Source organism: uncultured Erythrobacter sp., assembly GCF_947499705.1.
In the GTDB taxonomy this organism is placed as follows: Bacteria; Pseudomonadota; Alphaproteobacteria; order Sphingomonadales; family Sphingomonadaceae; genus Erythrobacter.
Genome location: NZ_CANMPJ010000002.1, coordinates 829,363 through 842,995, shown reverse-complemented (window position 1 = coordinate 842,995; position 13,633 = coordinate 829,363). Strand labels below are relative to the sequence as shown.

At 63.4% G+C, this 13,633-nt stretch carries 16 protein-coding genes; all 16 read right to left on the bottom strand.

Features of this window, described 5'->3' with window-relative positions; all coding sequences use genetic code 11:
• Positions 1–17: 17 nt before the first annotated feature.
• The 16 genes from Q0837_RS17065 to Q0837_RS16990 are packed head-to-tail and all read right to left on the bottom strand — an operon-like array spanning position 18 to position 13,561.
• Positions 18–1,154 carry a flagellar biosynthesis protein FlhB gene (locus Q0837_RS17065; protein ID WP_298471507.1) on the bottom strand — a complete coding sequence of 379 codons (1,137 nt, stop codon included), beginning with the start codon at positions 1,152–1,154 and terminating at the stop codon, positions 18–20.
• Positions 1,151–1,948 carry a flagellar biosynthetic protein FliR gene (locus Q0837_RS17060; protein WP_298471504.1) on the bottom strand — a complete coding sequence of 266 codons (798 nt, stop codon included), beginning with the start codon at positions 1,946–1,948 and terminating at the stop codon, positions 1,151–1,153. Before Q0837_RS17060 ends, Q0837_RS17065 begins: the two co-directional genes overlap by 4 nt.
• A gap of 20 nt (positions 1,949–1,968) precedes the next feature.
• A complete protein-coding gene (locus tag Q0837_RS17055) occupies positions 1,969–2,241 on the bottom strand; it encodes a flagellar biosynthetic protein FliQ (protein WP_298471501.1) in 273 nt (90 codons plus the stop codon).
• A gap of 13 nt (positions 2,242–2,254) precedes the next feature.
• Complete coding sequence (gene fliP / locus Q0837_RS17050) at positions 2,255–3,004, bottom strand: flagellar type III secretion system pore protein FliP (protein WP_298471836.1); 750 nt, start codon at positions 3,002–3,004, stop codon at positions 2,255–2,257.
• Between the two features lie 50 nt (positions 3,005–3,054).
• Positions 3,055–3,348, bottom strand: a complete 294-nt coding sequence (locus Q0837_RS17045; protein WP_366519658.1) for a flagellar biosynthetic protein FliO — start codon at positions 3,346–3,348, stop codon at positions 3,055–3,057.
• Positions 3,345–3,674 (bottom strand): flagellar motor switch protein FliN, encoded by a 330-nt coding sequence (gene fliN / locus Q0837_RS17040; protein WP_298471500.1) that lies wholly within the window; start codon positions 3,672–3,674, stop codon positions 3,345–3,347. The genes Q0837_RS17045 and fliN overlap by 4 nt, the downstream gene beginning before the upstream one ends.
• Positions 3,671–4,582 (bottom strand): FliM/FliN family flagellar motor C-terminal domain-containing protein, encoded by a 912-nt coding sequence (locus Q0837_RS17035; protein WP_298471499.1) that lies wholly within the window; start codon positions 4,580–4,582, stop codon positions 3,671–3,673. Before Q0837_RS17035 ends, fliN begins: the two co-directional genes overlap by 4 nt.
• A 2-nt stretch (positions 4,583–4,584) precedes the next feature.
• A complete protein-coding gene (gene fliL, locus Q0837_RS17030) occupies positions 4,585–5,175 on the bottom strand; it encodes a flagellar basal body-associated protein FliL (RefSeq protein WP_298471498.1) in 591 nt (196 codons plus the stop codon).
• A 45-nt stretch (positions 5,176–5,220) separates the two neighbouring features.
• The gene (locus Q0837_RS17025; RefSeq protein ID WP_298471495.1) at positions 5,221–6,738 is read right to left on the bottom strand and encodes a hypothetical protein; all 1,518 of its coding nucleotides are present in this window, start codon (positions 6,736–6,738) and stop codon (positions 5,221–5,223) included.
• Complete coding sequence (locus Q0837_RS17020) at positions 6,735–7,238, bottom strand: hypothetical protein (RefSeq protein WP_298471492.1); 504 nt, start codon at positions 7,236–7,238, stop codon at positions 6,735–6,737. The genes Q0837_RS17025 and Q0837_RS17020 overlap by 4 nt, the downstream gene beginning before the upstream one ends.
• Complete coding sequence (locus Q0837_RS17015; RefSeq protein WP_298471830.1) at positions 7,231–8,526, bottom strand: FliI/YscN family ATPase; 1,296 nt, start codon at positions 8,524–8,526, stop codon at positions 7,231–7,233. The genes Q0837_RS17020 and Q0837_RS17015 overlap by 8 nt, the downstream gene beginning before the upstream one ends.
• 29 nt (positions 8,527–8,555) lie before the next feature.
• Positions 8,556–9,185: a FliH/SctL family protein gene (locus Q0837_RS17010; RefSeq protein ID WP_298471489.1), complete on the bottom strand. Its 630-nt coding sequence runs from the start codon at positions 9,183–9,185 to the stop codon at positions 8,556–8,558.
• Positions 9,169–10,215, bottom strand: a complete 1,047-nt coding sequence (gene fliG / locus Q0837_RS17005) for a flagellar motor switch protein FliG (protein WP_298471487.1) — start codon at positions 10,213–10,215, stop codon at positions 9,169–9,171. The genes Q0837_RS17010 and fliG overlap by 17 nt, the downstream gene beginning before the upstream one ends.
• The gene (gene fliF / locus Q0837_RS17000) at positions 10,215–11,891 is read right to left on the bottom strand and encodes a flagellar basal-body MS-ring/collar protein FliF (protein ID WP_298471485.1); all 1,677 of its coding nucleotides are present in this window, start codon (positions 11,889–11,891) and stop codon (positions 10,215–10,217) included. Before fliF ends, fliG begins: the two co-directional genes overlap by 1 nt.
• A gap of 3 nt (positions 11,892–11,894) precedes the next feature.
• The gene (fliE, locus tag Q0837_RS16995; protein WP_298471482.1) at positions 11,895–12,266 is read right to left on the bottom strand and encodes a flagellar hook-basal body complex protein FliE; all 372 of its coding nucleotides are present in this window, start codon (positions 12,264–12,266) and stop codon (positions 11,895–11,897) included.
• On the bottom strand, positions 12,263–13,561 hold the full coding sequence (locus tag Q0837_RS16990) for a sigma 54-interacting transcriptional regulator (RefSeq protein ID WP_298471479.1): 1,299 nt from the start codon (positions 13,559–13,561) through the stop codon (positions 12,263–12,265). The genes fliE and Q0837_RS16990 overlap by 4 nt, the downstream gene beginning before the upstream one ends.
• Between the last annotated feature and the right edge of the window lie 72 nt (positions 13,562–13,633).

Genomic DNA, 13,633 nt, shown 5'->3' with positions numbered 1-13,633 from the left:
GCAGTTGGCGCCGATGCTTAAGCCGAATTCGCCAGCTTTCCTTCGGCATCGAACCGTAGCTCGGTCGGAACATCGACAATCGGCATTTGCGGATGCTCGCCGCGCTTTAGCGACAGGACAAAAGCGACCAGCGCCGCAATCGCGATGTAAAGCTCTTCCCGCACCATCTGATTGGCGCGGGTGGTGAAGTACACTGCACGGGCAAGCTGCGGATATTGCAGCACCGGCAGGCCCGCCTCGCTCGCCAGTTCGCGCATGGCGAGCGCCGTTTCGCCGCGCCCTTTTGCGAGCACCACCGGGGCGGGTGCGAGCGCAGGATCGTATGTGAGCGCGACCGAAAAATGCATCGGGTTGACCAGTACGAACTGCGCGTCCTTCATCGCCTTGCCGACGCTGCCGCGTGCCAGATCGCGCTGCCGCTGACGCCGCGCCATCTTGACCTCGGGCGAGCCTTCGGCCTGCTTGTTCTCATCGCGCATTTCCTGATGGCTCATCTTCAGCCGCTTGTTCCGCTGGAACAGTTGCAGCGGGTAATCGATCAGCGCGATGATCAGGAGGCCGATCACGAGCAGCCCGACCAGCGAGGTGACTGCATTCCAGGCATAGGCCAGCTGCGCCTGCAGCGACCCGCGCCCCAGACCGAGCAGATCAGGCAGGTTCGCCGCCGCCCAGTATCCCGCGATCCCGCCCAGCAAGATCAGTTTCAGGACGCTCTTGCCCAGCTCAATCAGGCCCTGGACGCCGAATATCCGCTTCAGGCCCGAGATCGGGTTGATCCGCTTGCCCTTGAAACCCATGTTTTCGGGCACCCAGCGCCCTTCGCCCAGCAGCAATTGGGTGGCCGACGTGATAATGATCACCGCGATCCCAATCGCAAAGATCGGCGGCAACAGCACCTCGGCGGCAAAGCCGAACAGCACGCCCGGCGTGAAATTCTCGAGTGTTCCGTGATCGAATCGCAAGCTGGCGAACGCCACGCGTTTTACCCCGTCGAACAACCATGGCCCGGCGCTGAGCAGCACGAAGCCGCCGGTGGCGATGGCGGCGGCGGTAGCGACTTCCTTGGACCGGAGGACGTCGCCTTTCTTAGCGGAATCGGATTTCTTCTTTTCTGTCGGTTCAAAAGTCTTTTCGCCGGAAGTGTCTTCGCTCATGCCGCCGACCCTCCCGGTGCGACCAATTCAGCTGACTGAAGCAGGGCCGCTTCAAGCAAGGCGGTGAATTGCTCGATCACAATCGGCATGACGATGATCAATGCGGTGATCCCGGCAAGGACGCCCGCGGGCAGGCCGAGCGCGAACAGGTTGAGTGCCGGAGCCGAGCGTGAGATCACGCCCGTGACCGTCTGAACCAGCAGCAGCACAACCACCACGGGCAGCGCAATCGCAGCGGCGGTGGCAAAGCCATATCCCATGAACAGCACGATTTCCTTCGCCGTCGCTCCGCCCAGCGCGAACGAGCCAGCAGGCAGTATCCGGTAGCTTTCGATCAGCAATTCGAACCACAGCAAATGCCCGCCAATGGCGAAGAACAGCAGCGTGAGTAGCAGCCCGAAATAGGTGCCCAGCGCGCCCGATTGCGCACCGCTGTTGGGATCGATCGAAGTGGCGATGGCGAGACCCATCGTGCCCGCGATCTGCTCGGCAGCGATCAATGGGACCGCAAAGGCAATTTGCAGCACAAACCCCAGCGCGACCCCGATCACCACTTCCTGCACCACGGCGAGAATGGCGGCGAAGCTCATCATCTCCGGCGGTTCGGACAGCGGCATCCAGATCGCGATAAACACCCCGAAGGCGAGCGCGAGCAGCGCACGCAGTTGGAACGGCACTGTCATCCCGCCCATAACCGGGGCTGCCAGCAAAGCCGCGCCGACGCGGATCGACAGGAACAGCAGATGCCAAAGCTGCTGATCGAGCGAACCGAAACCGGGATCGAGAATGTTCATCGCGCCGGACGATCGAGCCGCTAGATCGCAACGGCGGAGATCTGCGCGAAAATCTCACGCAGGAAATCGCCGAGCAGCGCCATCATGGTGCCGCCCAAGATTACGAATACCAGCGCCACAATCCCGAGCTTGGGGACGAAGGTCAGCGTCTGTTCGTTGACGGAGGTTGCCGCCTGAATGATGCCGACAATCAGACCGACGCACAGCGCCGCGATCAGCACTGGTCCGGCGATCAGCGCCGTAACCCACAAGGTCTGGTCCGCGAGCGCGAGGAGTTGAGCGTCTTGCTGCATGGTCAGACCCTCCTCAGGCGAAGCTCATTGCGAGACTGCCCATCAGCAGCGCCCAGCCATCGACCAGCACGAACAACAGCAGCTTGAACGGCAGCGAGACGATTGTCGGGGACAGCATCATCATGCCGAGGCTCATCAAAACGCTGGCTACGACGAGGTCGATGACCAGAAACGGCAGAAACAGCATGAAGCCGATCTGGAACGCGGTCTCCAACTCGCTTGTCACAAATGACGGGAGCAGGATCGAAAACGGAATGTCAGACGGATCGGCGAACTGTCCCACGCCCGCGAGATCAGCGAACATCAGCAAGTTCGCCTCGCGCGTCTGGCGCAGCATGAAAGCGTGAAATGCCTCGCCCGCGCTGGCGATGGCGGCGTCGGCGCTCAGCGCGCCGCTGGCATAGGGCTCAATCGCGGCGGCATTCACGTCGGTTAGAGTCGGCGCCATCACGAACAGCGACAGAAACAGCGACAGCCCGACCAGCACCTGAGTCGGCGGAGAGCCTTGCAGACCGATGGCCTGACGCAGGATCGACAGCACCACAAGGATGCGCAGAAAGCTCGTCATCATCAGCACCAGAGCGGGCAGGATGGAGAGCAGGCTCATCAGCACGAGCAGCTGCAAGGAGAAGCTTAGCGGCGTGCCTTCGCCTGCGCCTTCATCACTGCCGAGCGCGCGTTCGAGCGCTCCGCCGATGCCGGGCACGTCTTCGGCAGGGGCAGCGCCGGGGGCCGCAAGCGCCGCTTCGGGCAGGCCAAACATGGTTAACGCAGCAAGCGCCAATACGCCCATGATCGCTGGAGAGCGGTTCATCAGTCTTGCTCCGGCGCAGCGACACCGTCGTCGGCGCGCGCATCGGCTTCACTGAGACGCACCAAACCTTGGCGCGAACAACCGAGCAGGATCTCGCGGTCGTGAAACCGCACCACGGCCAGCTTCAATCCGGGCGACAGCAAAGTGGTCTCGATCAGCCGCACTGAGCGCGCCTTACCCTGCACGCCTACCATCCGGCCCTGCAGGTAACGCGTCAGCTTGAGGCTGCCCCAGATCATCAGACCCAGCAGCGGCAGCAGCAGCGCCAGCCGGAGGAAATATTCGACCATCATGCGCCCGTATCCGCCTCATCAAGCGTCGGTACAGCAGGCGTATCGGTGCTTGCAGGTGCGGGCGGTGCGGCGCCTTCCTCATCGCCCGCAAGGCTCACGATCCGCAGAGCGAAGCGCCCGTCCTCCGCCACGACTTCCCCCCGCGCGATCACGCGGCCATTGGCGGTCACGTCGAGTAGCTCGTCGGTCAGCCGGTTGAGCGGCACAACGCTGCCCTCGCCCAGTGCGAGCACCTCTTTCAAAGGCATATCGGTACGGCCGAGTTCGACCGAAAGACGCACGGTGACATCGCCGAAACGATGGAGCGCGGGGTTGAAGGCGGTCATCGGATCGATGCTCCCTGACTGATGCGTGTGAGGCGAATTGCCATGCGATCTTCGAGCGTTCCGACGCTGCCCTGGGCCATCACCTGCGAGCCGATGCGCAAAGGCACATCGCGCGGGACGGCGATCGGAATGCGGTCGCCGGGTGAGAGCTTTTCGAGCTTGCCCAGCGACAGGTCGAATTCGGCCAGCACGGCTTCGAGCGGAAGGGGAATGGCAGCAAAGGGCGCTGCGCCGCCATCGGCAGGTCCGACCGACGAACGGGCTTTTCGTGCGCCTGCCCCCATGCCCGGTAGCAGTCCATCCAGCATATCCTTCGCGACGGCGATCAGCGCTTTCCACTTGGGTCCGTCCGCTTCGCCGAACTCGATTGTGAACGCGGCGCAGGGCGTGGCCAAGCCAAACGGTTTCAACCGAGACGCGCTTTCGCTGCGTATGATCACCTCGCCATTTCCACTCGACTGATCGCCGCTGGCTGTAGCAATCACATCTGCAATCGTGGCAGCGAGCTGATCAACCATCAGACTTGCGGAGCGCGGCAATTGTTCGGGTGACTCGTCGGGTATTTTGCCGGATCCGCCGAATGACCTGTCGGTCAGCGCAATCGCTGTCGCGCAGTCAAATGACAGGAGCATTGTGGACGTGTCCTCGCCGCAGCGCAGCAGGCAATTGGCCGCAATCGCGCCGATCCGGTCGAACACTTCTTGGCCGTTTAGCCATTCCGCGTCGCCTAGTGTCGCGGTGATCTTTCCGCCCGACAGAAGAGCGCCGAGCCCTTCGGACAGAGCCTTGCCGATATCGCGCCGCCAGGCCGCAAGATTGTCGGCGCGCTCTTCCGGGCGCGGACCGCGCATGGTCAGCTCGGCGCAATGCTGCGCCGCTGGCCGTGCGGCCTCGAATGTCTGCGCCATCCTCATTGGACGAGAAACGCTTCGAAATGGACTGAATCGATCCCGCCAAAGCCTTCATGCTCCTCCAGAACGCCGTTGACCGCATCGGTCAGGCGCTTGGAGAGCTTGTCGCGGCCTTCGGGGCTGTAGACGTCTTCCTCGGGCGTCGCGGCCAGCTGCACCAGAAATGCCGAGCGGATCGCCAGTTCATGGTTCTTGACCCATTGCAGCACGCGCCCGTCATGCTGGGTCGAGACCGCCAGATCGACCTGGATCAGACCGGGGGAGTCGGACAGATTGGAGGTGAAGCTCTCTTCGAAACTGTAATAGGCGGTGCGGAATTCGCTACCGCCTTCGCCATAGACTGGATCGCCGGCGTCTTTGTCTTTGCCGCCAGCGGGTGCGTAGGGATCGGCCTCACCTTTGCGCACCAGTTTTGGCACGTCGGGCCCGCTCTCCTCGCCGCCGCCAAGCAGTCCGGCAGCAAATGCGCCATAGGCACCGCCCGCGCCGACGACGAGCATCAGCAGCGCGACGATGATCATCTTCATCATCCCGCCTTTGGGCTTGGCCTCTTCGGCATTGCCGTCGGCTTTGTCTTTCGCCTTGGCCATGAAATCCTATCTCCTCACGCCTGCGACGCCCCAACGGGCGAGGACTCAGGCAAACACTCCGCCGCCTCCAGCGATCGATGAAGGCGTTTCTGCTGCACCGGAACGATTGCTTTCATCGGCCCCGTGCGGTGTGGTGTCCTGCTGGGCCATTCGTGGTTGAGGCGACCCTTGCGATGACCCTGGGGAAGACCCGTAGTTTTGCCCGAATCCGCCCGAATTGCCGGAGAATGTCTGGGAATTGCCGCTGTTTTGGCCCTGTTCCTGACCGCGCTGCTGGTTGTGGCTGGTTGCAGTTTCGCTTGAAGCCGCCACAGCGCGCTCGCCGAGTGCAGCCTGGATCGCTGGAACGAATCCCGGATCGCGGCTCGCAAGTGTGGCGCGCAGATCGCCGCCTGCCGCATCGAGCCGCATGCTGACGAGGCCAAACTCGCCATGCCGCAGCAGGACTTCAGGCCGCGTAGTCCGTCCGGCTTCGCGCGCATCGGCCAGCGCGTCGATAGCTTGCTCGATCTGCGGGATCACGCGCGCTTCGGCTCGGATCTCAGAGGTGGGTGAGAGCGTGCCAGGTGAGGGTTGAAAGGCAGGCGCGGCGGGAGCTGGTGCTGGTTGGGGCTGCGCGGATTGCGCCGTATCAACAATTGTCAGAGAAGTGAGTGCCGCCGGGACGGGCGTTTGGTGTGACGAAAGCGCTGGGCCCGATTCAACTTTTGGAGCGACGCGGGGAGCAAGTTCAGGCTCGGCCTTCTCAATCGCAGCTCGCGGTGGGTCGGCAAGCGGCACTTCGGGTCGCACTGTTATTGGCAAGCGCCGCCGCTTATCATCGGTCACAGACTGGTCGGCGCGCATATTTCTCGGCGGCAGTGGTGCAGCGACCAAGGCCGGCTCTTCCTTAGCAGCAGGAGCTGCCTTTGCTGGCTCTGACTCCAGTTTGGAATTGATCTGCGCAGGATCGATTAGAGCGGCCGGCGCGTCAGTCTGATGCTCGGCGACCGGTCTTGCTGCGGCAACCTTGGCCGCCAACGGAGAATTCTCAGTCTCATGTCCACCCGTATCCTGCTGGGGGTCCGGCAAGTTTTGCGGCTCCTCAGGGCGAAGGTCTGGCCCTGTCTCCGCTGGCTTTGCCGGAGGACCTTTCTGCGACTCTGCAACAAAGGTCGAAACCGCTTCGGGAATTGCTACGATGCTGGTTTCGGCTGGCACAGGGTCGGGCTGCGGCTTGGGCATAGCAATCGGCTGCGTATGTGTAGTCGGCGGCGAAACCGAAATCCCGGCAATGTCCGGCACATCCTTGCCGAGATCAGGCAATCCCCTGCCGGGCTGAGCTTTGAGGTCGGGCGTCGTTATCGTGTCGGCCGACACATCAAAACCTCGCACAACAGGTTCGGTAGCTGGCTCGGGGGTCTTGAACGCGGCTGTGATCAAATCGTCAAACGCGATCGCGGCGCTCTTTGCCCCACCGTCCTGCTCCAGCGACCCGTCCTGCAACAGCTTCGCTGTTGGCGGACCAAACACCGCTTTTGGCGTGTTGGATGGCGCGGTCAATTCGGGCAGAAGTGGAATCATCTCTTGGTCCTTGATGAAGTTTGCTCAGGCCTATGCAGCTTGCGTGCCATTCCTTTGGCCATTCCTTTGGCCATTCCTTTGGCCATTCCTTTGGCCATTCCCTCCGGAATCGGGGTTTTGCGTAATTCTTCGGACCGCATCACGGCCCGGCGCGCTTCGGCGCCGCGCTCTTCCAGGCGCTTCAGGCGGCTTTCGGTTTCGGCGAGCGTTTCCACCTGCCAGTCCGCCTGCTGCCGCGCGTCCTCGCGGGCATTGTCGGCATCCTTGGCAAGACTGGCGAGGCCGCTGGCCAAAGCGCTGAGTTCGCGCAAGTCGGCTGCGACGCCAGTGACCGCACGCTGTCCGTATTCGCGCGCCATGGCCCGGCTGCGTTCGGCGAGCGATGCGCTCTTGGCTTCTTCGTCGAGCGTGTCGGCAAGCGCGGTCATCGCATCGCGGCGGGCGATCCGCGCGAGTATGGTCTGGCGCTCGGTCAGCCGCAACGCTCTGCGTTCACGCATGCGGAATCACGCTGGCCAATTGCGCTTGCGCCTCGGGCAGACTGACCGCTTCCCCGCGCGGTTGCTGAAGAAAGGCATCAATGGGTTGGGAGAGTTCAAGCGCCTGATCGAGCACGGGATCAGAGCCAGCGCGATAGGCCCCCATCATAACGAGATCGCGATTGTCCTCGCGCGTGGCGATCAAAGCGCGAAGTCGCCGCGCGGCCTCGCCGATCTCGGGCGAAACGAGATCCTGCATCACCCGGCTAAGCGAGGCAGGTACGTCAATCGCCGGGTAGTGGCCGCGCTGCGCCAGATCGCGGGACAATAGTATATGCCCATCAAGGATGGCTCGCGCTGTATCGACCACCGGGTCTTGCGCGTCGTCGCCATCGGCGAGCACCGTATAGAGGCCCGTCACTGCGCCGCCGGTCCGCGCAGAATTGCCCGCGCGCTCGACCAGTTTGGTGACCGCAGCCAATGCGGAAGGGGGATAGCCGCGCGCCGCGCCGGGTTCGCCGAGCACTAGCGCCAATTCCCGCGCCGCATGAGCAACGCGGGTAAGGCTGTCGAGGATCAGCATCACGCGCTTACCCTGCGCGCGAAAATGCTCAGCGACGCTGGTGGCATATTGCGCCGCGCGAAGGCGCAAATTCGGTGCATGATCGGCGGGCACCGCGACCACCACCATCCGCCCGCGCTGCGATCCGGCCATATGCCGCGCCACAAAATCCGATACTTCCCGCGCTCGCTCTCCAATCAGCGCGACGACCGTGATGTCGGCGACAGCGTGTCCGGCAATCGTATCGATCAGCACCGATTTGCCGACGCCCGATCCCGCGATCACACCCATTCGCTGACCCACGCCCATCGTCGCAAGCGCGTTGATTGCGCGGATGCCGCAGTCGAAAGGTTCCGTCACAGGGGCGCGTTCGAGTGCACCTTCGCGTCTGCCCGCAAGCGGCCACTGCGTCGCGCAATCCACACTTGGACCGCCATCGATCGGCTGACCAAGGCCATCGACCGCGCGGCCTAACAGCGCTTCGCCCACACGTACCGTGCCCGGATCACCATAAGCACGAACCACCGCTTCGGGCCGCAACAGGACTGTGTCGCCGAGCAGCATCATCAGCGAATGCCCGGCGCGAAATCCTATGACCTCGGCCAGGCTCTCACCCCCTTCTTCGGTCTCGATCGCACCCAGCGATCCGATTGGGAGCGGCAGTCCCGCCACCTCGACCAATCCGCCATCGCAGGCGACCACGCGCCCGGTCAGCACCGGCCCCGCCGTCAACGAGGCGCTGCGCATGCGCGCGAGTTCGAGCTGCAATTCGGCGATCATCCGCGCACGGCCTCGGCAATCGCGCGGCGCCATTCGGCGGGACCATCGCGCACCGCGCCATCCGGCCCTTCGAGCAACAACGACCCGCGCATTTGAGCGGGATCGGCCTGCACTTCCCAATCGGCGAGCGCGTCCTTGCCCAGCATAGCAATGTCGTCGGGGTGCAGGTGCAATGTCGATTGACCAGCCCCGCTGCCGATCCTTCGGGCCGCCCACTGACAGCGCTCGATCAAGCCTTCGCGGTCGACTGCGCTGGCCTCAAGCACCTGCTCGCACAGAGCGATGACGGTGTCGGAAAGCTCGCTCGCCAGGCTGTCGAGCGCTGCCTGGTCGAACGCGCGGAAGGTCAGGCGAATGTCGCGCTGGCGGTCCCGTTCGGCCTTTGCTTCGGCTTCGGCGGCAGCGCGTCCGGCGGCTTCGCCCTCGGCAAAGGCACGGGCTAGGGCATTTTGCTTGGGCTGCTCCGTAGGCGTCTCAGGTATGGACTCGATTTGAGCTGCCGCCGGCGCGGAAGCAAATGGCGACCCGGGCTGAAACCCGTCACGCCCGCTGAGCGCCGCGATCCATTGCGGCTGCGAGCGCTCCGGAGCTGCCAACTGATCAAACCACTCAGACGAATTCGCCATCGTCGCTTCCAATCGCGATTTCACCCTGATCGGCGAGCGCACGTGCGACCTCGACAATCTTGCGCTGTGCGGCTTCGACTTCGCTCTTGGCCAGGCGACCACGCATGTCGATTTCATCCTTGATGCCATCGGCGGCGCGGCTCGACATAGAGGCAAAGAATGGCGCGCGTTGCGCCTCTTTGAGACCCTTGAGCGCGTCCACCAATGCCTCGTTGTCGACATCGCGAAGCAGCCTGCCCATCGCCTGACGATCGAGTTCGAGCAGCATTTCGAAGGTGAACATCTCGTCTTCGATGGCTTCGGCGAGCGCAGGGTCGATCTGGGCAATGCTCGGTAGAACAGTCCGGGCCACTTCGCCTTCGGCGAGGTTGATCAGGTTCGCCGCTTCGCGCGGTCCTCCCAGCGTCAGGGTGTTCGCCCCGAAGCTTGCGCCGATCCGCTGCGAGAGCAGGCTGTCGATCATGCCAATGGCTTGCGATGAGACGGGGCCGATCTGCGCAACCCGGGTAACGACCGCCGATTGCACGTCTTCGGGCAGTGCGGAAAGCACCTCGGCGGCGGGCTCGGGTTCCAGCATCAGCAGCAAAGCCGCGATCACTTGCGGGTGTTCGTCTTCGACCAGTTTCAGCAGCACACTAGGCGCCAGCCAGCGCGCCATTTCGATGCTGCGCGGGCGCGCTTCGGGCTCAATCCGCTGCATCATGCTTTCGGCTTTGGTGCTGCCGAGCGATCGCTCGAGCATGGTGCGAACCTGCGCGCTCCGATCCTTTGCGGGCAGGATTTCGCGGTCCGCCTCGTTGACAAAGTCCCGCAATGCCTCCGCGATCCGTTCCTGATCGATGTCGCCCATGGCGACCATAGCGCTGCCGAGTGTTTCGAGCTCAGTCGGGTCGAGCCGCGCGAGCAGATTGGCAGCCTCCTCGTCACCCAGCAGCATCAGAAATACGGCTGCGCGGTCGACGCGGCTTAGAAGCTGCTTCGGAGCCTCGTCCGGACGTTCTTCTGTTTCGATGGCGTCTTCGCTGGTCATCAGGCCGCTCCCTCACCCGCTTTTGCGGCAGGCGGTTCGAGCATGCGTTGCAGCGCCTCAACCGCGCGTTCCGGCTGCGAGGCGGCGAGACGCCGGGCGAGTTCAACCTGCTGCGGCAGGTCACTTGTTGGATCGCCTGACGTTCCGGCTGCCGCTTCGATCACGATGGGTTTACCGCTCTCATCGGTCAGCTGCTCGGTATTGTCGTCCCCGTCATTTGCTTCGTCCTTTGAACCCTTCACTCGCGTGATCAGCGGCCGCACCGCCAGAAGCAGCACCAGCAACACTGCCAGCAAGGCCACGCCATTGCGCACGGCCATTGCGAACCACGGCTGTTCGTAGAAAGCGAGCGGCTCCATCTCGGTGGACTCGAAAGCGCTCACCACGACCTGCACCTGATCGCCGCGATCATCGCTCGCACCAACTGCGGCGCTGACGAGGTCCTGCACTTGCTCGGCTGTAAGCGGAGAGGCGGCTTCGAGCGCGGCTTCGCTGATGGCGACGGCGACGGAGAGCTTGACCAGACCGCCCGGACGGGTTGCGGTTACCGCCACTTCGCGCCCGAGCTCATAATTGCGCTGGAACGATGTTTCGGTGTCGGTTGGGGTCGCAGCACCTGCTCCTTCTTCACCTTCGATTGCGCCCGGTTCCGGCGCGCCGTCGACCAGTTCCGCATCGGGCGGAGGCGTGTTCGCCGTGACGCCGGGAATGCCGCCCGGACCGGTGCCCGCGGCTCGGGTCGAGTTGCGCTCACTCTCGCTGCGGATCACTCCATCGGGTTCATAGCTTTCACGCGCCGAGGTAATCTCGTTCTGATCGAGTTCGACCTGTACCTGGCTGGAGAAATTGCCTTCGCCGAGCAGCGGTGTCAGCAACGCTGTCACCTGCTCGCGCAATTTCGCTTCGAATTCGCGCTGCAACGTCAGACCATCGAGCGCTGTTTCGCGTTTGGATGAGAGCAGCCGTCCGTTCTGGTCCACCACCCGCACAGCGTCAGACGTCAAACCGGGAACCGAGCCTGAGACGAGATTGACGATCGCATCGACCTGGCTTTGCGACAGCGAACGCCCGCTCACGAGCCGCACCATCACAGATGCGCTGGGAGCGCTGGCGTCGCGCACAAACACAGATCGCTCCGGTGTTGCCAGATGCACGCGGACACCTTCGATCCCGTCGATCTCGCGGATCGTCAGCATCAATTCACGCTCGCGTGCCATCTTAAGCCGCTCGCCTTCGAGCGTCCGGCTGCTGCCGAGCGGGATGGAATCGAGCATATCGCTGGCCCCTTGGGGTGCTGGCAGGCTGCCTTCGGTCGCGACGAGTGATCGTGCGCGATAGAGATCATCTTCGGAAACGGTCATCACGCCGGTGGAACTGTCGATCGAGTATCCAATGCCACTGCGTTCGAGCGTTTCGACCACTTTGGCCCGCTCACCATCGGTCAGGTCGGAAAACAGAATGCGCTGCGGGCCCTGGGCAATCGCGAGGTAGAGCGCCGCGACCGTCGCAATCGCGCCCACGCCCACAATCGCTGGCAAGGCCCGCCGAAACGCAGGCTGGCTGGTGAAACCCGCCAACCGCGCGCGCCAATCGCCCGGTGAGACTTGCGTCAGCCCCGGAGTGTTCGCCGGAAGCCCGCCGCCACCGGCGGTCGCTGGAATAGCTGCATCAGCCACTTATCAGCTCCCCATCCGCATGATGTCTTGATACGCCGACAGCAATTTGTTGCGCACTTGCAGGGTCGCCTCGAAGGCTACGCCTGCTTCCTGCCGCGCCAGCATCACCTGGGCGATGTCGGTCACTTCACCGCGTTCGTAAGCGGTCTGCATGTCGCCCGAGCGTTTTTGCACGGCGCTGACTTGCTCCAGAGCATTGCCGAGCGTGTCGCCGAAGTTTGCGGCGGGCGCGGTAGGCGCAGCCGGAGCTGCGCCTTGAGTCGGTTCAGCCGCCGAGGCCGCGCGAACATTTTTCAGCGCCTGGCTACGCGCCAGCACTTCCTGACGGAGTGCCAACACGTCTTGCAGACCCGAAGTCGGGCGGATCGCGCTCATGCTTCACCTCCCGCGGCAAGCAGGCCGGATTCCCGCATCGAAGCGAGGCGATAGCGCAAAGTTCGTTCGGATATGCCGAGGCTGCGTGCAGTATTGGCGCGGTGGCCTTTGTGATCGTCGAGCGCGGCCAAGATCGCCTGCGCTTCGGATTGGAAAGCAACATCGGAGAGCGAACCACCCGCCGTGCTCGGAGCAGGGATTGTGCCGTCACTGGCGACGCCGCGCACCGGTTGATCGAATACGATATGCTCGGAGCCGATCCGCGCCTCTTCGCCTGCAAGCAGGATCGCCCGGCGAATGACATTCTCAAGCTCGCGAACATTGCCCGGCCAATTATGCGTGGCGAGCAGCGCCAGTGCCTGTCCGGTCAACCATTGTGGCATTCCTGAACGGCAGGCGTGGCGCAGCAACATGCCAAAGGCCAGTGGCGCAATATCGCCGCGCCGATCGCGCAGAGCGGCGAGTTCGAGCGGGAAGACATTGATGCGATAGAGCAGGTCTTCGCGGAACCTTCCGGCTTCGACCTCGGCGGACAGCGTGCGGTTGGTGCAGGCGACAATCCGAACATCGATCTTGATCGGCTTGGTCGCGCCGAGCGGCAGAACCTCGCCTTCCTGTAAGGTGCGCAGCAGTTTTGCCTGAAGTGCGAGTGGCAACTCACCAATCTCGTCGAGCAGCAAGGTTCCACCATCGGCTGCGCGGAATAGCCCTTCGCGCGCGTCGCTTGCGCCGGTGAATGCGCCCTTTCGGTGGCCAAACAGCAATCCTTCCAGCATCGCTTCGGGCATGGCGGCGCAATTGACCGCAACGAATGGCCCGCTGGCCCGCTTCGACATGCGGTGGACGAAGCGCGCGAACACTTCCTTGCCGGTGCCGGTTGGTCCTTCGAGCAGGACGGGAATCTCGCTTTTGGCGATACGCTCGGCGAGCGTCAGCAGCGCGAGACTTTTCTCATCGCCTGCGATCGGCCATCCGCCTTGTGCCGCGCTGGCAATCATGGCCGCGCGCGCCGCATCGAGCGAAGCGGCATTGTAAGAAAGCGCGACGCGATTCTCGCTCAGAGACGAAAGCGACGGAGCCTCAGCCTGACGCAGGTCGAGTTCGACCATGTCGCTGCGGCGACCGCCCGGCGGGCAGTCGAAGCGGCCTTCTTCGCCCAGCAAAAGCCGACCCCGCTGCCAGTTTGTGCCGAGCAGCGGCAAAGTCGGGCCGAGCAAAGCGCGGTGCCGTTCGTGCAGTGCCGAATCCTTTGGTCGAACGTTAAGCATAGTCTGATCGTCAAGCGACGTAGTCATTTCCACACGATTTCCCCTTTGGTGGACATGAATTGCCGCCCCTCCGGCCAAGATATGCAAAACTTAAGCCCC